19 protein-coding genes are annotated in these 21316 nt (G+C 71.3%); 16 read left to right on the plus strand and 3 right to left on the minus strand.

Features of this window, described 5'->3' with window-relative positions:
* Positions 1 to 5: 5 nt before the first annotated feature.
* Positions 6 to 1031 (plus strand): glycerophosphodiester phosphodiesterase family protein, encoded by a 1026-nt coding sequence (locus NCG93_RS08545; protein ID WP_252787492.1) that lies wholly within the window; start codon positions 6 to 8, stop codon positions 1029 to 1031.
* A 30-nt stretch (positions 1032 to 1061) separates the two neighbouring features.
* Here NCG93_RS08545 and NCG93_RS08550 read toward each other — a convergent pair whose 3' ends face one another.
* Positions 1062 to 1526: an SRPBCC domain-containing protein gene (locus NCG93_RS08550; RefSeq protein WP_194414407.1), complete on the minus strand. Its 465-nt coding sequence runs from the start codon at positions 1524 to 1526 to the stop codon at positions 1062 to 1064.
* A 16-nt stretch (positions 1527 to 1542) separates the two neighbouring features.
* Here NCG93_RS08550 and NCG93_RS08555 point away from each other — a divergent pair, with 16 nt between their 5' ends.
* Entirely contained in the window at positions 1543 to 1866 is a 324-nt protein-coding gene (locus NCG93_RS08555) for an ArsR/SmtB family transcription factor (RefSeq protein ID WP_194414406.1), read from the plus strand.
* Positions 1867 to 1872: 6 nt separating this feature from the next.
* On the opposite strand, the gene NCG93_RS08560 is transcribed toward NCG93_RS08555, so the two are convergent.
* Positions 1873 to 2649: an alpha/beta fold hydrolase gene (locus NCG93_RS08560; RefSeq protein WP_194414405.1), complete on the minus strand. Its 777-nt coding sequence runs from the start codon at positions 2647 to 2649 to the stop codon at positions 1873 to 1875.
* A 175-nt stretch (positions 2650 to 2824) separates the two neighbouring features.
* Here NCG93_RS08560 and NCG93_RS08565 point away from each other — a divergent pair, with 175 nt between their 5' ends.
* From NCG93_RS08565 to NCG93_RS08625, 13 genes are all read left to right on the plus strand, one after another.
* Positions 2825 to 3499, plus strand: a complete 675-nt coding sequence (locus NCG93_RS08565; RefSeq protein WP_194414404.1) for a GntR family transcriptional regulator — start codon at positions 2825 to 2827, stop codon at positions 3497 to 3499.
* A gap of 117 nt (positions 3500 to 3616) precedes the next feature.
* Positions 3617 to 4906 (plus strand): amidohydrolase, encoded by a 1290-nt coding sequence (locus NCG93_RS08570; RefSeq protein WP_194414403.1) that lies wholly within the window; start codon positions 3617 to 3619, stop codon positions 4904 to 4906.
* 43 nt (positions 4907 to 4949) lie between these two features.
* Positions 4950 to 6518, plus strand: coding sequence for an ABC transporter substrate-binding protein (locus NCG93_RS08575; RefSeq protein ID WP_194414402.1), 1569 nt, complete (start codon positions 4950 to 4952; stop codon positions 6516 to 6518).
* A 71-nt stretch (positions 6519 to 6589) separates the two neighbouring features.
* Positions 6590 to 7615, plus strand: a complete 1026-nt coding sequence (locus NCG93_RS08580) for an ABC transporter permease (protein WP_194414401.1) — start codon at positions 6590 to 6592, stop codon at positions 7613 to 7615.
* Complete coding sequence (locus tag NCG93_RS08585) at positions 7612 to 8574, plus strand: ABC transporter permease (protein ID WP_194414400.1); 963 nt, start codon at positions 7612 to 7614, stop codon at positions 8572 to 8574. The genes NCG93_RS08580 and NCG93_RS08585 overlap by 4 nt, the downstream gene beginning before the upstream one ends.
* A complete protein-coding gene (locus tag NCG93_RS08590; RefSeq protein ID WP_194414399.1) occupies positions 8571 to 9485 on the plus strand; it encodes an ABC transporter ATP-binding protein in 915 nt (304 codons plus the stop codon). Before NCG93_RS08585 ends, NCG93_RS08590 begins: the two co-directional genes overlap by 4 nt.
* Complete coding sequence (locus NCG93_RS08595) at positions 9482 to 10351, plus strand: ATP-binding cassette domain-containing protein (RefSeq protein WP_206687621.1); 870 nt, start codon at positions 9482 to 9484, stop codon at positions 10349 to 10351. Before NCG93_RS08590 ends, NCG93_RS08595 begins: the two co-directional genes overlap by 4 nt.
* Positions 10348 to 11445, plus strand: a complete 1098-nt coding sequence (locus NCG93_RS08600) for a sugar phosphate isomerase/epimerase family protein (protein ID WP_194414398.1) — start codon at positions 10348 to 10350, stop codon at positions 11443 to 11445. The genes NCG93_RS08595 and NCG93_RS08600 overlap by 4 nt, the downstream gene beginning before the upstream one ends.
* A gap of 14 nt (positions 11446 to 11459) precedes the next feature.
* Entirely contained in the window at positions 11460 to 12899 is a 1440-nt protein-coding gene (locus tag NCG93_RS08605; RefSeq protein WP_194414397.1) for an FAD-binding oxidoreductase, read from the plus strand.
* A complete protein-coding gene (locus NCG93_RS08610; RefSeq protein WP_194414396.1) occupies positions 12896 to 13957 on the plus strand; it encodes a sugar phosphate isomerase/epimerase family protein in 1062 nt (353 codons plus the stop codon). Before NCG93_RS08605 ends, NCG93_RS08610 begins: the two co-directional genes overlap by 4 nt.
* A 30-nt stretch (positions 13958 to 13987) precedes the next feature.
* Entirely contained in the window at positions 13988 to 15253 is a 1266-nt protein-coding gene (locus NCG93_RS08615) for a M24 family metallopeptidase (protein WP_194414395.1), read from the plus strand.
* Positions 15250 to 16506, plus strand: a complete 1257-nt coding sequence (locus NCG93_RS08620; protein ID WP_194414394.1) for an amidase — start codon at positions 15250 to 15252, stop codon at positions 16504 to 16506. The genes NCG93_RS08615 and NCG93_RS08620 overlap by 4 nt, the downstream gene beginning before the upstream one ends.
* A complete protein-coding gene (locus tag NCG93_RS08625; RefSeq protein ID WP_194414393.1) occupies positions 16503 to 17849 on the plus strand; it encodes an amidohydrolase family protein in 1347 nt (448 codons plus the stop codon). The genes NCG93_RS08620 and NCG93_RS08625 overlap by 4 nt, the downstream gene beginning before the upstream one ends.
* 47 nt (positions 17850 to 17896) lie before the next feature.
* On the opposite strand, the gene NCG93_RS08630 is transcribed toward NCG93_RS08625, so the two are convergent.
* On the minus strand, positions 17897 to 18766 hold the full coding sequence (locus NCG93_RS08630; protein ID WP_252787493.1) for an SAM-dependent methyltransferase: 870 nt from the start codon (positions 18764 to 18766) through the stop codon (positions 17897 to 17899).
* A 153-nt stretch (positions 18767 to 18919) separates the two neighbouring features.
* Between NCG93_RS08630 and NCG93_RS08635 the strand changes: the two genes are divergently transcribed.
* On the plus strand, positions 18920 to 21280 hold the full coding sequence (locus NCG93_RS08635; protein WP_194414391.1) for a glycoside hydrolase family 65 protein: 2361 nt from the start codon (positions 18920 to 18922) through the stop codon (positions 21278 to 21280).
* The last annotated feature ends 36 nt before the right edge of the window (positions 21281 to 21316 follow it).

Consider the following 21316-nt stretch of genomic DNA (forward strand, 5'->3'; position numbering starts at 1 on the left):
GAACGGTGCCTCGTCGCAAGCCGCTCGTCATCGGTCATCGAGGTGCGCCAGGCTATCGCCCCGAGCACTCGCCTTCGTCGTACGCCCTGGCGTTCGCGATGGGGGTCGATGCGGTCGAGCCGGACGTCGTCGTCTCGCGCGACGGCGTGCTCGTCGTGCGGCACGAGAACGAGATCTCGGGCACGACGGATGTCGCCGACCGGCCGGAGTACGCGGACCGCCGCACCACCAAGACGGTCGACGGCGCCGAGCAGACCGGCTGGTTCACCGAGGACTTCACGTGGGACGAGCTGGCGACGCTGCGCTGTCGTGAGCGCCTCCCCGAGCTGCGACCCTCGAGCGCGAGCTTCGACGACGAGCAGCCGGTGCTGCGGCTGCGCGATGTGCTCGACATGGTCCGCGCCGCGTCGCTCGAACAGGGCCGCGAGATCGGCGTCGTGCTGGAGATCAAGCACGCGACCTACTTCGCGACGTGCTTCGGCGCCGCAGACGGATGGGACATCGCCGCGCTGGTGGATGCCGAGCTGCGCGAGGCCGGCTGGGCCGGCGGCGAGCTGCCGCTGACCATCGAGTCGTTCGAGTCCACCGTGCTGCTCTCGCTCCGGGAACGCGGCATCCGTGCGGCGTACGTGTATCTGCTCGAGGCATCGGGCCGGCCGTTCGACCTGTTCGTCGCCCACGGCAAGTCCGCGCCGACCTATCGGCAGACTGCCGCACCCGCCGGACTCGACGCGCTGGTCGGGCGGGTGGACGGGATCAGCGTCGACAAGCGGGCGATCCTCGCCCCCGACAAGCTCGGACGCGCCGGCGGGCCGTCGCCCGTCGTCGCCGACGCGCACGAGCGCGGCCTGCAGGTCTTCACGTGGACCTGCCGGCCGGAGAACCGCTTTCTGATCGGCCAGTTCCGCGGGCGCGGCGGCCCGTCGGCGTTCGGCGACTGGGAGGCCGAGTGGGGCATGATCCGCGACAGCGGCGTCGACGGAGTGTTCGTCGACCACCCCGATCTCGGCGTCGCGTTCTTCCGAGGCTGATCCTCGGCGGCTGATCCGCGCGTGGTGGGCCTAGGCGTAGAAGCCGTCGCGCAGGTTGATCCCGTGCTCGACCCAGACCTTGAGCGCGGCGAGCATGCCGGTCCAGCCCTCGCAGTTGCCGAACGCGTGCTTCGCGCCGTCCGCGGTGGCCTCCCACGCCGACTCGGTGATCGTCACGAGGGTGCGGGCGCCGTCGTCGATCGGCTCGAACTCGAAGGTGGTCGTGGTCTCCGACGCGACGCCGGCGCGGGCCTCCCACCGGATGACGAGCTTCTGCGGCGGGTCGGCTTCGACCACGGTCACCGGGAACCGCCCGGGGAAGTCCGCGAAGTCCCAGGTGACGTCGGCACCCTGTTCGAGCCTTCCGCGGGCACCCCCGGTCGTGAAGTAGTGCGAGAGCTGCTCCGGGTCGGCGACGGCCTCGTACACCTCGGCGGCGGGCCGGGCCACTCGTCCCGACACGGTGAACGACAGTTCTGAGAGTTGGTGAGACATGTTATAGTTTTATAACATGATGGATGCCGAGCGCAAGGGATCAGACGACGATATGGTGTTCAAAGCGCTCGCCGCACCGCTTCGCCGACGCATGCTCGATGCCCTGAAGGCCGAGCCGCTCACCACCGGGGCGCTCTGCGCACGCTTCCCGGAGGTGGATCGCACGACGGTGCTCCAGCATCTGCGCGTCCTCGAGCGGGCGGAGCTCGTCACCGGCCGCAGGATCGGCCGCGAGCGCCACCTCGCGCTCGCGCCGCTGCCGATCAAACGCATCCACGATCGCTGGATCGGGGACTACGCGCGGGCGGCCGTCGACCTCTTGGACCGCCTCAACGACTGACGTGGCCTACGCCAGCCGCTCCTTGATGACGCGGGCCGTCGCCGCGGGGTCGGGGCGATGCATCACCGACTCGGGCACGACGACGAGTTCCGCGGCGTCCATGGCGTCGGCCAGGCGGTCGGCGGCGGTCAGCAGGATCGGGAACGTCTGCTCGCCACGCAGGATCGTGACCGGAGCCCGGACGGCGAGCATCTCGTCCGTCGGGATCGACGCTTCACGCACGAGGTTGGTGTCGTACACCGTGGACTGGGCGAGCGGCAGCAGGGCGGCGAACTGGTCGCTCGCGCGGATGCCCTCGACCATCTCGCGCGGCAGGCCGACGCTTTCGAGCTGGAAGGTGACGATCGCGTCGTCCGGGCGGTCCTCGTCGACGTACCGCTGCAGGCGGTCGGCAAGGTCGTCGGCGGGCTCGTCGACCCCGAACCGGAAGGGCGGCTCCGAGAGGAACAGCGCGCGGACGGGGACGCCGCGGGATGCCGCGACCAGGGCGAGCACCGCTCCGGAGGAGTGCCCGAGCACGGCCGCGTCGCCGCCCACCGCGTCGATCACGGCGGCGAGGTCCTCGACCTCGCGGTCGGGCGTCGAGCCACGGGCGTCGCCGCTCCCGCCGCGGGCGCGGCGGTCCCACGTGACCGCACGGAAGCCGGCATTCGTCAGGGCTTCCGCCAATCCGCCCGCGTCGGCGGCGGTCGACATGGCGCCGTTCACGATGACGACGACGGGGCCGTCGCCGGTGACGTCGTACGCGATGGGAGTGCCGTCAGCAGAGGTCGCGGTGCGCATGGCGCCAGCAAACCACGGGCCCCCGACATCCGCACCCCCTCCCAGGTGCATGCCGGTTCCGCGCTCGCGAGCGCGGAACCGGCACCCCTGGCTGTTCTCATGGCGGGCGAGGGTCGGATCCCCTGGCATACAGTAGGCACCCTCCACACTCGCTCTCCGTCGAAAGGTGCTCTGCATGGCGAACGACGTTCCGCTCGGCCTCGCCGACCAGTCGCTGTCCGTCAAGATCTACGAGGAGCTGCGGGAGCGGATCATCGAGGGCGCCCTCGCCGCGGGCGAGCGCATACGCGAGCGGGAGCTCGCAGCGGAGTTCAACGTCTCCCGCATCCCGATCCGAGAGGCGATGCCGAGGCTGGAGGCCGAGGGCTTCATCAAGACCCTGCCGCGCCGGGGCGCGGTGGTGACCGAGATGACACTCAACGACGTCGAGGAGCTGTTCGTGGTGCGCTCGAGCCTCGAGGTGCTCGCCGCCAAGCTCGCCGCACAGGCGTGCGCGGCCGGCGCCTCGTCCGATGAGCTCTTCGCCCGACTGGCGAGAGCAGAGGCCGCACTGGACGCCGGCGACGACCGCGACATCGCGGGCGCCAATTCTGCGCTCCACGAGGAGATCCTCGACCTCTCAGGCAACACGCTCCTGATCGGACTGATGGGCCCGATCAACGGCCGCGTCCGCCGCCTCTTCCGGCTGGAGAGCGAGCGGGACCAGCGCGTGCTCTGCGCCGAGCACCGGGAGCTGTGCCACGCGATCGCCGACGGCAACGTCGAGTGGGCCGGAGCGCTGGCATACGCGCACGTCGAGCACAGCCGGGTCGACTCGCTGCGGCTCATGCGGCAGCGCCTCGAGCACTGACGACACGGTTGGCCTACCAAGCAGATCGAAACATGCAGTTTACGTAGCGCCTGATCGAGCGAAACACGGGAATGGAATCTTGTATACCAAGTTCCTCGTCTTCCCGAAGGGTCCTCGGTGCCACGTTCGCTCCTCCTCCTCAACGGCTCGCTGCCGGACGGCTCCCGCGCCGACCTGACGATCAGCGACGGGTGCATCGCATCGGTGTCACCGGCATCCGTCGTGACGATCGACGCACCCGGAGTGTCGTCGCCGCGATTCGCCGCGGCACTGCAGGAGGGGACGGCGAGCGAGCTCGCGGCCATCGATCTCGAGGGACGCCTCGTGCTGCCCGCGCTCGTGAACGGCCACGCACATCTGGACAAGACGTTCGCCGGCTCGCCGTGGCAGCCGCACCGCCCCGGTGCGACCGTCCGTGAGCGGGTCGCCGCCGAACGTGCCATCCGCGACGAGCTCACGGACTCCGTCGCCGAACGGGCGGCTGCACTCGCCGCGGCGATGATCGAGTTCGGCACGGGCACGGTGCGCACCCACGTCGACATCGACACGGCGGTCGGCCTGTCGTCGCTGGACGCGCTGCTCGAGCTGCGCGAGGAGCTGCGCGACGTTCTGCGCGTGCAGATCGTCGCGTTCCCTCAGAGCGGCATCCTCGCATCGCCCGGCGTCGGACGCCTTCTCGCCGAGGCCCTCGCGGCCGGCGCCGACGTCGTCGGGGGGCTCGACCCGGCGGGGTTCGACGACGATGCCGAACGCCACCTCGGGATCGTGTTCGCGTTGGCGGCCGACCACGGCGTCGGTGTCGACATCCATCTGCACGATCTGGGTGAGAGCGCGGTGCGCCAGTACGCGCTCATCGCCGCGAAGACGCGCGAGATCGGGCTCCACGGACGCGTCACCGTCAGCCACGCGTACGGGCTCGGCTCCATCTCGACCGAGGCGGCGCGCCACGTCGGAGCAGACTTCGCCGACGCCGGCGTCGCCATCATGACCAACGGCCCGGCGGGCCCGATGCCTCCCGTGCTGGCCCTGCGCGAGGAAGGCGCGATCGTCTTCTCGGGGTCCGACAACATCCGTGACGCGTGGTGGCCCTTCGGAGACGGCGACATGCTCGCGGTGGCCCGCCAGGTCGCCTACCAGTCGAACTTCCGCACCGACGACGAGCTTGCCGTTGCGCTCGACATGGTCACCGGCGCCGCCGCTCAGGCGCTCGGGGTCGGTCCGTACGGCGTCGCGCCCGGTGCCCCCGCCGACCTCCTCGTGGTCGACAGCCCTTCGACGGCTGCCGTCGTCGCCGCGAACCCGAGCGACCGCCTGGTGCTGCACGCCGGCCGCGTGGTCGCCGCCCAGACCTCCGCCTCCCACAGACTCGCGCCCCGCACTCTCGGCGCGTTGGCCGCCCGGCCGTGATCCATCCGTTCCTGCAGCACCCGACCCCGAACCCGGAGTGAACATGAGAACCACCAGGACCCGCCTCGCCACCGCCCTCATCGCCACGCTCGCCGTCGGTGCGCTCACCACCGCCTGCGCAGGCGGCTCGGGGACCGCGCCCACCACGGCCGCTCGTGATGAGACGGTCATCATCGGCACCGGAGCGACGCCCCAGACGCTCGACCCGGTGCTCGCGTCGGACGTGCAGACGGACTTCACCGTCGGCGGCGCCTACGACAAGCTCATCGACTACGACGAGGACGGTGCGATCGTGCCGATGCTCGCGACCGAGTGGGTCTACAACGACGACGCGACGGCCGTCACGGTCACCCTCCGCGACGACGCGACCTTCCACAGCGGAAACCCGGTCACCGCAGCCGACGTCGTGTATACGCTCGACCGCATCAAGGCGCTCGGCGTGGGCGTCGCCTCGTTCCTGTCGTCGTACGCCTCCAGTACGGCCGTCGACGACACGACCGTGGAGATCACACTGTCGGGCACCAACACGACGTTCGTGGGCGCGCTGAGCAAGGTCTACATCCTGGACTCGGCACTCGTGTCGGAGCACGAGGGCGACGACCACGCCCAGGCCTGGCTCGCCACCAACGACGCCGGCTCCGGGCCGTACGTCATCACGGACTACACCGCGAACCAGCAGGCGACGCTGGAGCGCTACGACGACTCGTGGCGCTTCGACGAGGCGCGACCCGCGAGTCTCGTCTACCGCTACATCACCGAGAGCTCGACCCTGCGCGACGAGCTCAAGTCGGGCGGGGTGGATGTCGCCACCGGCATCGTCGGCACCGACCTCGACGCGCTCGCCTCGGTCGACGGCCTGGAGGCGCAGGAGCTGCCGAGCCCGCTCCAGCTGTTCGTCATGATGAACACGCAGGAGGGCATCACCGCCGACCCCCGAGTGCGCGAGGCGATCAAGCTCGCCTACGACTACGACGGACACATCACCTCGATCCTGAGCGGTCGCGGGTCGGTCGCCTCGGGCCTGGTGGCACCGACCGTGGCCTGCCGTGTCGACGCGGGACCGACGGAACAGGATGTCGACGAAGCCAAGGCACTGCTCGAAGAGGCGGGCGCCGTCGGCGCGACCGTCACCATGGCCTATCAGGCGCAGATCCCCGAGCACCAGAAGGCCGCCACGCTCCTGCAGTCGAACCTCAAGGACATCGGGCTGACGCTGGAGCTGCAGACCGTGACCTATCCCGAGTACGTCGCGATGATCGAGTCTCCCGAGACGACGCCGGACCTCGGCCTGCTCTGGGACTTCCCGTACTACCCCGAGATCGGACCGATGCTCTTCCGGGTCTACGACTCGCAGTTCATCGGCCAGACGAACTACGCGCTCTACTCGAACCCCGAGGTGGACGCGCTGCTGGAGGAGGGCATCTCGACCGTCGACCCCGACGCCGCCTGCGACCTCTTCACACAGGCGCAGGAGCAGATCCTCGCCGACGACGTCAGTGTCAACGTCTCGAACCCGGTCACCACGATCATGCTCCGCGACGGCGTCGGCGGCATCCGCTACTCGCCGACCTACCAGCTGTTCGACCCGACGATGCTCGTCGTCACCGAATGACGCCGCGGTGGCCCCGCCGCACGGCGGGGCCACCGACCACCCCCCGACCGACCCGAAACGAGGAGGCCCGAATGGCGACCTATATCGCCAAGCGGCTGGGACTCGCGCTCCTGAGCGTGTGGGGCATCATCACCATCGTCTTCTTCATGACGAAGCTGATCCCCGGCGACGCGGCGCGCGTTGCCGCTGGACGCACCGCCACCGCCGAGCAGATCGCGCAGGCCCGCGAAAGACTCGGTCTCGACCTGCCGGTGGTCGAGCAGTACCTGGTGTTCCTCGGTCGGGCACTGCGCGGCGACCTGGGCCAGTCCGCGTCGACGCACCAGAGCGTCGTGAGCGATCTGTCCGCGACCGTCCCCACGACACTGCAGCTGGTCGTGGTCACCATGATCCTCACCGTCATCATCGCCGTGCCCCTCGGCGCGGTGTCCGCCGCGCTCCGCGATCGCGCCCCGGATGTGTCGGCGCGCATCCTGTTCGTCCTCGCGGGGGGCGTGCCCGTGTTCTGGCTCGCGATCCTCTTCCAGTGGGGCTTCGCATCCACCCTGGGGTGGCTTCCCATCTCGGGAGCCAACTCCTTCGGCATGGCACCGCCGCCGGTCACCGGGTTCACGCTCGTCGACTCGCTGCTCGCCGGCAGCCCGCCGATGTTCGCCGACTCGCTGTCGCACCTCATCCTTCCGGCCCTGGCGCTGAGCGCTCCTTTCATGTCGACCATCGCCCGCAACGTGCGCTCGAACATGATCGGCGCCCTCGACTCGGACTACGTCTCGTTCGCCGTCTCGAAGGGCGCGGGACCGTATCGCGTCGTGCTGCACCACGGGTTGCGGTCGACCATGGGGTCGACTCTCACGCTGCTCGGCATGCAGTTCGGCTGGATGATGGGCGCCGCCCTCCTCGTCGAGAGCGTGTTCGCCCTGCCGGGCATCGGGACCTACCTGAATCAGGCCGTCCTCAATCAGGACACCTTCGCCGTGCTGGGCTGCGTCCTGGTCATCGGCGTCGTCTTCACCGTCGCGAGCCTCATCGTCGACGTCGTGCAGATCTGGACTGACCCGCGCGTGCGCGAGTCGCATCTGACGGGAGCTCGCGCATGACGCTGACCACCGATCCCCCCGGACTCGACGAGGAGACCTCCTCGTCCGACGACCCGCGTCCGCGCCCGCCCCGCACGGCGGAGTGGCTCACGCCGGCCGGCCTCGGCGGCGGGATCTCGAAGGGGCTGCGCGGTCTGTTCGGCACGCACGCCGGAGCGCTGGACCGCATCGCCATCGTCGTCTCGGCGATGCTGGTGGTGGTCGCGATCTTCGGGCCGCTGCTCGCTCCCTACGACCCCTACCTCGCCGTCCCGTCCGACGCGCTGCTACCGCCCAGCGCGGCGCACTGGATGGGAACCGACGACGCCGGGCGCGACGTGCTCTCGCGGCTCCTCGCCGGTGCCGGCATGACGCTGCTCGCGGCGATCGCGGTGGTCGCCCTGTCCACGCTCGTCGGCGTCGTCGTCGCCTGCGCGGCGGTGCTGTCGCCGCGCGGCGTCGACGCCACCATCATGCGGATCTGCGACATGTTCATGGCGCTGCCGTCGATGGTGCTCGCCCTCGGCATCGCCGCGGCTCTCGGCCCGTCGCTCGGCTCCGTCGTGCTGGCCATGGTCATCGCGATGTGGCCCGGCACGACCCGGCTCGTCCGCGGCATCCTGCGGGTGTCGATGAACTCGGCCTACGTCGAGTCGGCGAGGGTGAACGGCATCCGCCGCATCCCGACCCTCGTGCGCCACGTGCTGCCCAACTCGATGGATTCGGTGTATGTCCAGGCGAGCATGGAGATCTCCGGCGCCGTCGTGCTCATGGCGGGTCTCGCGTTCCTCGGCGTCGGCGCACCGCCGCCCAGCGCCGACTGGGGCGCCATGGTCGCCCAGGGCCGCGAGTACATCACCACGGCGTGGTGGGTCACCACGTTCCCGGGACTGGCCATCACGATCGCGGCGATCGCCTTCGGGCTGCTCGGTGATGCGCTGCGCGTACGTCTCGACCCGAGCCTGCGGAGGAAGCGATGACCGACGTCCCCGTCCTGAAGATCACGGATCTCACGGTGCGCGTGCCCGCGGCGACCCGCACCGACTCCGGTCGCGGCGACCTCACGCTGGTCGACAGGGTCAGCCTGACGATCGCGCGCGGCGAGCGCGTCGCGCTCGTCGGCGAGTCCGGCTCGGGCAAGTCCATGACCGCGAAGGCCGTGCTGCGGCTGGACCCCACCGTCGAGCTGTCCGGCTCCGTGCGCGTTGCCGGTCAGGAGGTCGTGGGTGCACCGGAGCGCCGACTGCGGCAGCTGCGGGGATCGACGGTCTCGATGGTGTTCCAGGACCCGATGACCGCCCTCAACCCCGTCCTCACGATCGGCGACCAGGTCGCCGAGCCGCTCGTGATCCGCGGCGTCGGTCGCCGGACGGCGCGGCGGCAGGCCGTCGAGATGCTCGACCGGCTCGGTGTGCCCTCCGCGGCCACACGCCTAGGCGCGTACCCCCACGAGTTCTCCGGAGGCATGCGCCAGCGGGTGGTGATGGCCGCGGCGCTGATCGCCGGACCGCAGCTGCTCATCGCCGACGAGCCGACCACCGCTCTGGACGTGCGCGTGCAGGAGCAGGTGCTCGACCTCCTCGAGGAGCAGTCCCGCGAGCTCGGGCTCGCCGTGCTGCTGATCACCCACGACCTGGCGATCGTCGCGGGACTCGCCCATCGCGTCGCGGTGATGCGCCACGGTCGCATCGTCGAGGACCGCCCGGTCGACGACCTGTTCCGGTCGCCCGAGCACCCCTACACGCGCGGGCTGCTGGCGTCCATTCCGAGTGTCGACGCGGATCCGGACGTCAGGCTGCAGACCGTCGAGGACGTGATGCGAGCGGATGCCGCGGCATCCGTCGCACCCGCACTCCTGAGCGACACCCTTCTCGAGGAGGCACGGCCATGAACATGCTGACCACGGATGGCGTCGACCTCCGCGTCGAAGACCTCGTCAAGCGCTTCGGGCGGGGATCGCGGGAGTTCACCGCCGTCGATCACGTCTCCTTCCGCCTGGGCGCGGGGGAGACGGTGGGACTGGTGGGCGAGTCGGGCTCGGGCAAGTCGACCACCGTCCGCTGTCTGATGGGACTCGAGCGGCCACAGGCCGGGTCCCTGGTCTACAACGGTCTCAATCTGCGACGCATGACCTATCGCGCCGAGCGCGTGTTCCGCTCCCAGGTGCAGATGGTGTTCCAGGACCCGTACTCGAGCCTGGATCCCCGCATGACGATCGGGCAGATCGTGTCGGAGCCGCTCCGCGTGCACACCGACCTCGACGCCGCCGGCCGTCGCGCCCGCACCGTCGAGATGCTCGAGCGGGTCGGCCTCGATTCCGCGCACGTCAAGCGGTACCCGCGCAGCTTCTCGGGAGGCCAGCGACAGCGCATCGCGATCGCGCGGGCGCTCGTCGTGAGGCCGCGCGTGCTCGTGTGCGACGAACCGGTCTCGGCGCTCGATGTGTCGGTGCAGGCGCAGGTGCTCAACCTGATCAAGGACATGCAGGCCGAGTTCGGCCTCTCGGTGCTGTTCATCGCGCACGACCTCGCCGTCGTCCGGTACCTGTGCGACCGCCTCGTCATCCTCGAGAAGGGCCGCGTCGTCGAGCAGGGGACGCGCGCGCAGGTCTACGAGCATCCCACCCACCCCTACACGCGGTCGCTGCTGGAGGCCGTGCCACGGGCGGATCCCATCACGGAGCGCCAGCGACGCGAGGCCCGCCGCCGAGCGGCAGCCGCCCTCACCCCGCACATCGACAAGGAGATCGCCGCATGACCCGCGTGGGAACCGACGTCAAGTTCACCGATGGCAGGAGCGGATGGGGCGACCCCCTCCAGACTCTCCGCGCCGTCGCCGCCATGGGGCTCGAGGGCGTCAACGTGCGCACCCTCGACGAGATCGCGCCGACCCTCGACCCGGGGTTCCTCCGCGACTTCGCGCAGCTCGCCGACGAGCTCGGCCTCTACGTCGAGATGGGAGTCGGCAAGGTCAACCCGTACATGACCTCGGAGCTGCCGCGGGTGCGGGACCTCGGGGAGGGGAGCTACCTCGCGGGCATGGAGCGGATGATCCGCACGTGCGCCGAGTTCGGCTGGACCGAGACCTGGACGGCGGTCGGCGGCTACAAGCCCTACCCCGGCATCTTCTTCACCGACCGCTTCCGCACCGACGCCGACTGGGCCGACCAGCTGGCCGCGACGGAGCGATTCCTGCAGCGACTGGCGCCGGTGCTCCGTGAGACGGGGGTGCGACTCAACCTCGAGACGCACGAGGAGATCACCACGTTCGAGCTGCTGCGGCTCATCGACGCGGTCGGCGAGGACGTGCTCGGCGTGTGCCTCGATCCTGCCAACCTCGCTGTGCGGGCCGAGGTCCCGCTCGAGGGGATCGCCCGCATCGCTCCCCACGTGCGCACGACCCAACTCCGCGACGCCGCGCTCTGGCGCACCGCGGAGGGGCTGTCGCGCTTCATCGCCCCCTGCGGTGAGGGGGTCATCGACTGGGATGCCGCGCTCGACCTCGTCCTCGCGGAGAACCCGTCGATCAACCTCACGATCGAGCCGATCGGCGTCGTCCGCGCCGAGATGAAGCTGCACGTGGCCGACCCGACGTGGCGGGCGGGGCATCCCGACCTCACCGACGAAGCGCTGCAGAGCCTCGATGCGCTGGCCGTCGCTTACGAGGCGCGCGCCGCCGCCGGCGACGCAGAGTCGCTCGCGCAGCTGCGGGCGCTGCGGCCCGACAGCGAGCTCGAGCAGTTCCTGCTGCGCTGCGCCGCCCACCTGCGCGCGACCCTCGCCGCACGCACGACCCCCGCCATGTCCGCGGCTGCCGCGCGATCCGCGGCCGTCCCCGTGCCGACCCGATGACCGAAGGAGCCCACATGACCCTCACCCATGCCACTGCCGCGCTCTCCGAACTGGCTGCCGCCGTTTCGTGCGAGGTCGTGTATCCCGACCACCCCGACTACGACCTCCTGCGCCGCGTCTGGAACGCCGACATCGACCGGCTCCCCGCCGCCATCGTGCGATGCCGCGATGCGCAGGACGTGTCGGACGCGCTGCGCTGGTGCGTCGGCAACGAGGTGCCCGTCACCGTGCGCGGCGGCGGCCACAACCTCGCCGGCACCGCGGTCGCCGACGGCGCGGTGCTCATCGACACGGCGCTGCTCGACGGGATCGCGTTCGACCTCGGGGCAGGCACGGCCACGGTCGGGGCGGGATGCCGGTGGGGCGACGTCGACCGCGCCGCCCAGCCGTACGACCTCGCCGTTCCCGCCGGCGTCGTCTCGCACACCGGTGTCGCCGGGCTCACGCTCGGCGGCGGCTTCGGCTACCTGGCGCGGATGCACGGCGCGACCGTCGATCACGTCGTCGAGATCGAGGTGGTCGTCGCGGACGGCCGCATCCTGACCGCGAACGCCGACGAGAATCCCGACCTGTTCTGGGCGCTCAAGGGCGCGGGTCACAACTTCGGGATCGCGACGCGGTTCACCTTCCGCACGGTCCCGCTCCCGGGGCTCGCGACGGTGCGTCAGGCGCTCTTCCCCGCATCCGACCGCGCCGCGATCATGCGGCATTTCCGGGAGTGGGGTCTCGACGCCCCCGCCAACATCGGCACCTACCTGCGGCTGCTCCGGGCCCCCGAGTACTGGTCGCAGATCCCCGCAGAGCACCGCGGGCGGCCGATCCTGTCGCTGGCGACCGTCTTCTACGGCGACCCGGCCGACGAGCCGGCGGCCACGGCGGGGATGTTCGCGCTCGGCGCCCCGATCTACGAGAGCCTGCGCACGATGCCGCACGTGACGCTGCAGCACGCGACCGACGACGAGTTCCGCTACGGCATCTCGCACTACTGGAAGCATCTGTTCCTGCAGGACTTCTCGGATGCCGCGATCGACACCGTGATCGAGATGAGCGACGCCTACACGGGGCGCGCCCTCAACTCGAGCGCGCACATCGCCCATCAGGTGATGTGCCCCTTCGAGATCATCGCCGGCAGGCGCACGCCGCGGGACTCGTCGAACGATTCGACGGCCGGCGTCGGCGCCCCGTTCGGCGCCAACATCGGGGCGGACTGGGAGTATCCCGGCGAGAAGGCGCCGCTCGTCGCGTGGGCCAAGCGGTTCGACGAGGCGCTCGCGCCCTACAAGGCCGGGACGTACATCAACTTCACCTCGGTCGCCGGCGATGAGGCGGTCGCGAGGGCCGTGTACGGCGCCAAGTACGAGCGTCTCGTGGCAGTCAAGCGCGCCTACGACCCGGCGAATGTCTTCTCGCGCGGTCTTGTCGACCTGAGCCCGACCGCGGGGGAGCTCGGATGATCCGCCGCGTCGGCACCGACACCAGCAAGTTCCCGGGGGCTGCCGATCTCGGCGCCATCGGCACCCTCGAGCAGGTCGCCGCGCTCGGGCTCGAGGGCGCGTTCTTCCGCTCGGCGTTCGCGCTGAGCCCGACGCTCGATGCCGGCGAGCTGTCGGAGGTGACGGATGCCGCCGCCGACCTCGGACTGTACCTCGAGGTCGGCGTCGCCAAGGTCAACCCGTTCGCGACGCCGGAGGCGCCTGAGATCCGCCGCCTGGGCGAGGGGGACTACCTGCTCGGCATGGAGCGGATCATCCGCGCCGTGACCGCGGCGGGCATCACGGAGCTCTGGACCGCGACCGCGAACTACCAGTTCCGCATCCGCGGCCTCTACGCCTGCGACCGGTTCCGCACGGACGTGGACTGGGCCGATCAGCTGGCCGCCACGGCCAAGGTGCTCGAGCGGCTTGCTCCGCTGCTGCGCGAGACCGGCGCCCACCTCAACATCGAGACCCACGAGGAGATCAGCTCGTTCGAGGTGGTGCGCCTGGTCGAGACGGCGGGACCCGACGCCTTCGGCATCACGTTCGACACCGCCAACGTCCTGGTGCGCGGCGAGGACCCTGTGGCCGCCGCGCGCCGCGTCGCGCCCTACACACGCTCGACGCACGTGCGCGACGTCGCCCTGCATCGCACCGACGACGGCATCGGCCGCTTCCTCGCCCCGGTGGGCAAGGGAGTCATCGACTGGGGAGCGCTCCTCGACGAGCTCGACCGGGGCGGCGCGACGGCCAACCTGTCGATCGAAGGCGTCATCGGGATGAACGCGGAGATGCCGCTGTACGTCGACGACCCGCGCTGGTGGGCGGGGCATCCCGATCTCACGGCCGACGAGTTCGCGGTCGTCGAAGGCCACACCGCCCGCTATGAGGAGCGCGCGCGGGCCGGCACGGCTCCCGGGCTCGATGACCTCCGTGCCCGCGTCGATTCCGACGAGGCGCTCGCCTTCATCACCGACAGTGCGGCCGCGCTGCGTGCCGCGCTCGCCGCCCGCGTCCCGACATCCACCGCGGCCTGAGCCGCATCCGACCACTCCGAGGAGCCGAACATGACCCTGACCATCGTCCCCAACTCCGTCGCCGTAGACAGCGACTACTTTCCCACCCTGACCCTCGCCGAACGCGACCGCCGCTGGGCGAACGTGCGTGCGTTCCTGTCCACACAGGGGATCGACGCCCTCGTGATCTTCGGCCAGGGGCGCAACGCCAATGACTCGTATCTGACCAACGAGGAGTCCCACGCGACGGTGCTCTTCACCCCCACCGAAGAGCCGCTCATGCTGGTCGGTGACGTGCCGATCAACCGCTACGACGGCGCCGGCGCGCGCTACGAGCGCTGGACCGACAGCTGGCTGCACGGCAACCCGATCGGCAACCTCACCGCAGTGCTCAAGGAGCGGTCGCTGGATGCGGCCACGATCGGCGTCGTGGGGCTCACCAGCCGAGCTGTCGGGCAATGGAACGGCGTCATCCCGTTCCGCACGTGGACGAACGTGCTGGCCGCCCTTCCGAAGGTCACCTGGGTGGACGTGGCCGACGCGTTCGAGACGCTCACGCAGTTCAAGAGCGCCGAGGAGCAGGAGATGATCCGCAAGGCCGCCGCCATCGGCGAGGCCGCCTGCGCCGCCTACGTCGAGGCCACCCGGGTCGGCGTGCGCGAGAGCGTCGTGACGGCTGCGGCGATCAACGCCATCGTCGCGGCCGGGGGATGGATGCGCGCGCCTTTCATCCTCGAGCGTGCCGGCTCGCATCGCTTCGGCTGGGGACAGCCGGAGTGGTTCGGCATGGGCGGAGCCCCGTACATCCTGGAGGCGGGCGACAGCATCGCCTCCGAGATCTTCGCGTACTACGGCGGATTCGAGTCGCAGCAGCAGATCGACGTCGTCCTGGGCGAGCCGGACCGCCTGCTGCGTGAACTCGAGGACGTGTGCCTGGAGTCGTACCACGCCGGCATCGCGGCGCTGCGTCCCGGCATGCGCTTCGCGGAACTCGCCGAGATCATGGACGAGCCGCTCAAGCGCTCGAAGACGTGGAACACCGGGCCGATGGTTCAGACGGTGTCGGGCGTGCTCTACAACTCCGCGACGCGCATCGATCCGAGCGTCGACCCGGCGCTCGGGCACCTGCCCAAACTCCCGTCGGGTGTGGCGCTGGACGGCGACTTCGAGATCGGCGAGGGCGTTGCGTTCGCCTTCGAGCCGAACGCCCTCCGCGACGGAAAGCGCGTCTGCATCGGCGGCACCGTCATGCTGACCGACCGTGGCATCGAAGAGCTCAACACCATCCCCAACCGTCTCGTGTCGGTCGACGCATGAGCGCCGTCGTCCCTTCGACGGAGGCGGCCGCGGCCACCGGCGCCCTCCGCGTCGGGCCGGCGATGCTCGCACAGGGTGCGGCGACCGGCCCGCTCGCCGGCACGGTCACCGTCACCAAGGATCTGTTCGAGATCGCCGGCCAGCGCATCGCTGCGGGAAACCCCGACTGGCTCGCCGATGCGGAGGTGGCGACGAGCAACGCGGCTGCCGTGCAGCGCTGGGTCGACGCCGGGGCGAGTGTCGTCGGCATCTCGCACAGCGACGAGCTCGCGTTCAGCCTGTCGGGCACCAACGTGCACTACGGCACCCCGCGCAACCCGCACGATCCGGACCGCATCCCCGGCGGCTCGTCCAGCGGCTCGGCGGCCGCGGTCGCCGCGGGGCTCGTCGACTACGCGCTGGCGACCGACACCGGCGGATCGACCCGCGTGCCCGCCTCGTACTGCGGCATCTTCGGCATCCGCACGACGCACGGCCGCGTGCCCACCGCGGGCCTGGTGCCGCTCGTGCCCCGCTTCGACACCGTCGGGGTGCTCGCCGCCACCGGCGACGACCTCGAGCGTGCGACGCGGGTGCTGCTGGGCTCCGCACCTGTGCCCGAGGCCGCGCCCGCGGTGACGCGCATCGTGCTCGCACAGGACGTGCTGGCCCTCGCCGACCCCGACGCGGCCGACGCCGTCGTGGCGGCCGTCGATCGGCTTGCGGCGCAGCTGGGGGCGGAGCGCACCGTCGTCGACCTCGCCGGCCCGGAGACCCTGGGTCGCTGGCGCGGGGCGTTCATGGCGCGTCAGCTCCCCGAGATCTGGCGTACCCACGGCGAGTGGGTCACGGCGCGGGAGCCGGCCTTCGGCCCCGGCATCACCGCGCGTATGAACGACGCTCGTAGCGCCCCGACCGACGCGATGCATCTCGCGGACGAGGCGCGCGACGAGATCCGCGCGCGCCTCGCGGAGATCCTCCCGGAAGGTGCGGTCCTCGCGTTCGCCGCGGCATCCGGTCCGGCGCCTCTCATCGAGCTGGATGCCGCGGCGAAGGGATCGCTCCGCGGTCGGACGATCGCCATGACGTGCATCGCGGGGCTGGCGGGTCTGCCCGCCGTCTCGCTGCCGCTCGCCGAGCTCGATGGGCTCCCGGTGGGCGTCTGCCTCGTCGGCCGCCCCGGCGACGACGAGCTGCTGCTGGCGGCCGCACGCTCCGCCGATGCGCTGACCGGCGCGCGCGCATCGAGCGCGGTGCCGGCGACGACGGCATGAGCACCGACGCGCGCACCGGCGCACTCGTGCTGTCGCGCGCGTCGGTGCGCGACGCGGACGGGCTCGTCGACATCCTGCTGGAGGACGGTCGCATCTCCGGCATCGCGCCCGCGGGCCAGGGGATGGTTCCGCCCTCCGCCGAGATCGTGGACGTCGGCGGGTGCGTCGTCGCGCCGGCGTTCTCGGAGCCCCACCTCCATCTCGACAAGGCGCTGCTCGGCGGCCCGTCCCGCGGCGGCGCGCTCGATGCGGCGATCGCCTACACCGCCGGGCGCAAGCGCGACTTCACCCACGCGGATGTCGAGGGGCGGGCCGAGCGCGTCCTGGGGGCGGCGCTGCGAGCGGGTACCACCGCGATCCGGGCGCAGACGGAGGTCGACCCGACCGTCGGCCTCCTGAGCGTGGAGGTCATGCACGACCTCGCCGCGCGGCACCGGGACTGGCTCGACCTGCAGATCGCCGTGTTCCCGCAGGAGGGCATCCGGTCCCGCCCCGGCACCCTCGCGCTCATGCACGAGGCGCTGCAGCTGCCGGGCACGGTCGTCGGCGGCTGTCCGTACACGGAGGCCGATGTCGCGGATGCGCGGGCGCACGTCGACACCGTGCTCGACCTCGCGGTCGAGTTCGGGACGCTCGCCGACCTTCATCTCGACCTCGCAGACGACGCGACCGATGAGCGCTTCGCGCTCGCCGAATACGTGGCCCGGGCGACGGCGGCCCGGGGACTGCACGGGCGGGTCGCGATCGGCCACGTCACGACGCTGGGCGCGCTCGAGCCCGACCGGCGCGCGCGCACGCTCGACGCGCTGGCCGGCGCCGGCGTGGCAGTGGTGGTGCTTCCGGCCACCGACTTGTACCTCGTCGGCCGCAACGATCGGAGGTCGGTCCGCCGTGGCGTCGCGCCTATCGGGGAGCTGCGGCGACACGGCGTGCGCACGGCCGTGTCGTCCAACAACATCCGCAACGCCTTCACCCCGACGGGGACCGCGGATCCGCTGGACATGGCCTTGCTCCTCGGGCGCGTGACGTTCGCCTCGGATCCGTCCGACTTCGCGGCCCTCCACCGTGCCGTGACCACGGATGCCGCAGGGGTCATGGGATCCGAGCGGGCGCGTGGCCTGGCCGTCGGCGCGCCCGCCGAGCTCGTGGTGCTCGACACGCACGATGCGGAGTCCGTGGTGGTCGACCAGCCGGCGCGCCGGCTCGTCATCGCTCGGGGGCGCATCGTCTACACCTCGGCGGTATCGGAGCGATTCCACGGGACGGCCGCCGATCACTTCGACGCTCAGACGGCAAAGGGCTTCGGCGAGGCGCGGCGCGCGGAGCACGTCCACGGCGTCTGATCGGGATCTGCGCCGCCCCGGACCGATGGGTGGGGCCGGCGCGCCCCTCACCGATCGGCGAGCTGCCCGCTCACGAACCCGCCGCGCTGCGACGGCTCCGACGACGCGGACGCGGGCGGCTCGTCGTTGCGGTCGATGCGCAGGGGCCGGTCGTATCGGCGCTCCAGATCGCCCACGTCGACCTCCTCCACCATCCAGCCCGCGGCGCGGAGCACCGCAGCGGGATCGGGCGGATCGGTGCGCGCGAGCAGTTCGTCGAAGGGGATGCCGGTGGCCAGCGAGAACGTCTCGAGCCGTTCCCGCGTCTCGGGGGTGTCGGTCAGTGCCGGTGCCCGCTCGATCACGGCTCGGGAGCCGGGGGCGGACAGCGCGATGATGTCGTCGAGGAGCGCCGACTGATCGTGCGCGCTGAGGTAGGGGAGGAGTCCCTCGAGCACCCAGTGCGTCGGATGATCGGGGCGGAGACCGGCTCGGACGATCGCCGACGCCCAGGGCGCGGTGACGTCGGCGGCCAGAGCCGTGCGGTCCGCGGTCGGCGTCGCACCCGCGGCATCCATCGTCCTGTCGAGGAACTCGACCACGGCGGGGGAGTCGAGCTCGAACACGCGGGTGCCGACCGGCCAGTCCAGCCGCCACGACCTGGTGTCGAGGCCGCTGCCGAGGACGACGACCTGCGACACCCCGCCGGCGCGCAACTCGTCGTCGATGAACCGCGTGCGCAGGCCGATGTACATCGCGCCCAGCAGCATCGAGTGCTCCACGGCAGGCGCGTCCCCCAGGTCGACCGGCCAGCGCTCGGGAAACGGCACCGCGACGCCTGACTCCCGCACGAGCGTGGCCGCCCACGGGTCTTGGACGAGCGCGTCGGGGCGATCGGACTCGAGCGCACGGGCTGCGGCGACCGCGACGGCGGTCACTCCTACTCCTTCTACGGACACGCGGTCCATCCTCATACCGGCGGAAGGGGCAGACCCGCCGGATTCGCTGACGGCGCAACCCGGGCGATACCGGGCCGTCGCGCTGATTGCAAGGCCTTCGCGAGCCCCGCGGCCTACCCGCAGACTGGCCGTATGCCTCACAGCTCGGGTTTCGACGTCTCGCCGTGGGGGATCGGCCGGTCGGGGTGGGATCCGCACCGCCAGGCCCGACGCGAGTCCGTGTTCTCGCTCTCCAACGGCCACATCGGCTGGCGCGGCACGATCGACGAAGGCGACCCGTGCGAAGTTCCCGGCGCCTATCTGAACGGGCTCTTCGAAGAGCACCCGATGCCGTACGCCGAGGACGGATACGCCTATCCCGAGCACGGCGAGGCGCTGATCAATGCCCCGGACGGCAAGGTGATCCGGCTGCTGGTCGGAGATGAGCCGCTCGACATCCGTGAGGGGCGGCTCGCGCACCACGAGCAGCGCCTCGACTTCCGCGCCGGGACGCTGCGGCGGGAACTGCGGTGGACGTCGCCCGCCGGGGACACGGTGCACGTCGAATCGACCCGCCTGGTGTCGCTCACGCACCGCCCGGTCGCCGCGATCGAGTACCGGGTGACCGCCGTCGGCGGGCCGATCGACCTCACCGTGCTCTCGGAGATCGTGGCAGATGAGCCGCCGCCCCGCGTGCATCCGGACGACCGCGTGATGGAGCCCCTGAAGCACCCGTTCGAGCCCATCGAGCAGCTCGCCGGCACCTCCGGGGCCACGCTCCTGCTCCGCACTCGACGCAGCGGGATCGGTGTCGCGGTGGCGATGGACCACGTGCTGGAGGGCGCCGACTGCACCGTCGGCACCGCGGCATCCGACGACGTGGCCCGCACGACGGTGACGACCCGGCTCGCCGCGGGCGACAGCATCCGTCTGGTGAAGATCGTGGCCCACGAATGGTCGGATGCGCTCACGGATGCTGCACTCCGCGACCGCGTGCAGGCCGCCGTGGCGGCCGCGACGGGGCTCGGCTGGGAAGGGCTGGCGCGCGAGCAGCGCGATTACCTCGACCGCTTCTGGGACTCCGCTGACATCGTGCTCGAGGGCGACGCGCGCCTGCAGCAGGCGGTGAGGTTCGCGCTCTTCCAGGTGCTGCAGTCGGCCGCGCGCACCGAGGTCCGCTCGATCCCCGGAAAGGGGCTCACCGGCCCGGGGTACGAGGGGCACACCTTCTGGGACGCGGAGGCATTCCTGCTGCCCGTGCTCACGTACACGATTCCGGATGCCGCGGCCCACGCCCTGCGCTGGCGGCACTCCACGCTCGACCTGGCGCGGGAGCGGGCGGAGAAGCTGCATCTGGCCGGCGCGGCGTTCCCCTGGCGGACGGTCAGCGGACGGGAGTGCTCGGGCTACTGGCCCGCCGGCACGATCGCGTTCCACATCAACGCCGACATCGCGGTCGCGCTCCTGCGGCATGTGCGTGTCACCGGCGACGCGGACTTCGAGCGCGAGGTGGCGCTCGAGATCCTCGTCGAGACGGCGCGACTGTGGGTGTCGCTCGGGTATCGCGGTCGCGACGGCGTGTTCCACATCGACGGCATCACCGGGCCGGACGAGTACTCGGCGCTCGTGGACGACAACACGTTCACGAACCTCGCCGCCCGGCGGAACCTGCGGGGCGCCGCCGAGGCCGCGCGCCGGCATCCCGCGGACGCCCGCCGGTTCGGCGTCACGGACGACGAGATCGGCGCGTGGGAGGGCATCGCCGCCGCGATCGCCGTCCCGGTCGACGAGGAACGGGGCGTGCATCAGCAGTCGGCGGGCTTCACCGACCTCGAGCGGTGGGACTTCGCCGCCACGTCGCACGACCAGTACCCGCTGCAGGACCACTTCCCCTACTTCGACCTCTACCGCAAGCAGGTGGTGAAGCAGGCCGACCTCGTGCTGGCGCTCCAGTTCTTCCCCGAGGAGTTCTCGGCCGACGAGACGGCGCGCGCCTTCGCCTACTACGAGGAGCTCACCGTCCGGGATTCGTCGCTCTCGGCGTCGTCGCAGTCGGTCGTCGCGGCGCGGGTCGGACACCTCGATCTCGCGATCGAGTACCTCCGCGAGGCCGCCACGATCGACCTCGACGATCTGCGCGACGATGTCGACGACGGCCTGCATGTGGCAGCGCTCGCGGGCGTCTGGTCCGCGGTCGTGTCGGGACTCGGCGGGATGCGGGACGGATGCCGCGACCTGGCGTTCGCGCCTCGCCTGGCGGCTCCGCTCACGCGGCTGGCCTTCGGCGTCCGCGTGGCCGGATCCGTGCTCCGCGTGGACGTCGGCGCCGACGCGACGACCTACGAGCTCGTCGGGGAGGGGACGCTGCGCATCCGTCACTTCGGCGACGTCGTGGACCTCGAACCCGGGACGCCGGTGAGGCTGAACACCCCGCCGCAGAGCGAACCCGGCCCGCGCCCTTCGCAGCCTCCGGGGCGGTCGCCGCGCGAGGTGCGTGCGGCGTGGGGCGATTAGCCGTCACGTCGCCGGCGGCGCTCTGCTGCGCGCTTC

Source organism: Microbacterium yannicii, from assembly GCF_024055635.1.
Lineage (GTDB): Bacteria > Actinomycetota > Actinomycetes > Actinomycetales > Microbacteriaceae > Microbacterium > Microbacterium yannicii.